The sequence below is a fragment of the Bartonella sp. AA126HLJHH genome, from assembly GCF_042197425.1.
Taxonomy (GTDB): Bacteria; Pseudomonadota; Alphaproteobacteria; order Rhizobiales; family Rhizobiaceae; genus Bartonella.
This window is the reverse complement of record NZ_JBHIRU010000092.1, coordinates 1-1,164: the sequence shown is the minus strand read 5'-3', so window position 1 is coordinate 1,164 and position 1,164 is coordinate 1. Positions and strand designations below refer to the sequence as shown.

Here is a 1,164-nt window from a genome sequence, read left to right as displayed (position 1 = left end):
TTATACTTCCTAAATCCAAAACCGGTAAACTTGTTGAAGGTTCATTTGCATGGCTGCTTAAACAATACTTTAACAGCGTTCATTGGCATAGCCTTGCTAAAGCTACGAAAAGACAAAGAGAACTTATCCTTATGAAGGTATGTGATGCTATAGGAAACATTCCATACAGAGAAATAAAGAAATCACATATTACAGCGGGTGTTGAACGCCGCAAAGAAAAACCAACAGCTGCCCAAAATTTTCTAAAAGCACTTAATGGACTTTTTAATTGGGCGATCGATCAAGAACTTCTGGAGAATAACCCAGCTTTAGGAATAAAAAGACCTCCTCTCAACAACAAAGATGGATTTGCTGTTTGGACAGAAGAAGATGTTGAAAAATATTATCACCATTGGTCACATGGTTCACATGAACGCGTCTGGATTGATGTTCTTCTTTACACGGGTTTGCGTCGTGGTGATGCGGTACGAATTGGTTGGAAAGATGTCAAAGATAATATCATTCATCTCAAGACAGAGAAAAGTAAATTCCAAACAGATGTTTTTCTACCCATTTTGCCTGAATTAGCAGAAACTCTAAAAATTGGTCCTATTGGAAATGAAACATTCATTTGCGGAAAAAACGGAAATAAACTCGTAAAAGAAAGTTTTGGAAACTTATTTCGTGAAGCGTGTAATGCGGCGGGCATCAAAAAATCAGCACATGGCTTAAGAAAATTAGCAGCAACACGCGCCGCTAACTCTGGTGCAACAGTATCACAACTCAAGGCAATTTTTGGATGGACCGACGACAACATGGCATCTCTTTATACAAAAAGCGCAGATCGCAAAAGGCTAGCTATAGAAGCGATAAAAAAGCTCCAAAAAAATGAGGGATAGTGCTATAAAAAACATTAATGGAATCAATAATGATGAATTTCCCCCATATCGCAATAACTCATTTATTTTATTTAAAATTATTGAATCTCTTTTGGGCACCAAATTTTATCTTTAATGTATTGAAATATATATATTTTTTTTCTTTAAAGAGCTGTTTTTAGACCACCCTTTACGGTTTATACAACTTTATCTAATTTACTCCTATTTGTTCCTTATTTTTCTTTGGAGTGAAGGCTAAGATCTCTTTTTTTCTCCATCTCACTGCTCTCCCTAGCTTATATGGCTC

1 protein-coding gene and 1 pseudogene are annotated in these 1,164 nt (G+C 36.1%); one reads left to right on the top strand and one right to left on the bottom strand.

What is annotated here, in order from left to right; genetic code table 11:
* A partial coding sequence (locus tag ACFIQC_RS09880) for a tyrosine-type recombinase/integrase (RefSeq protein ID WP_375626204.1) occupies positions 1-878 on the top strand: 878 nt, incomplete at its 5' end.
* A gap of 190 nt (positions 879-1,068) precedes the next feature.
* On the opposite strand, the pseudogene ACFIQC_RS09875 reads toward ACFIQC_RS09880, so the two are convergent.
* Positions 1,069-1,164 (bottom strand): annotated as a pseudogene (locus tag ACFIQC_RS09875) (DNA-binding protein); the annotation flags it as partial.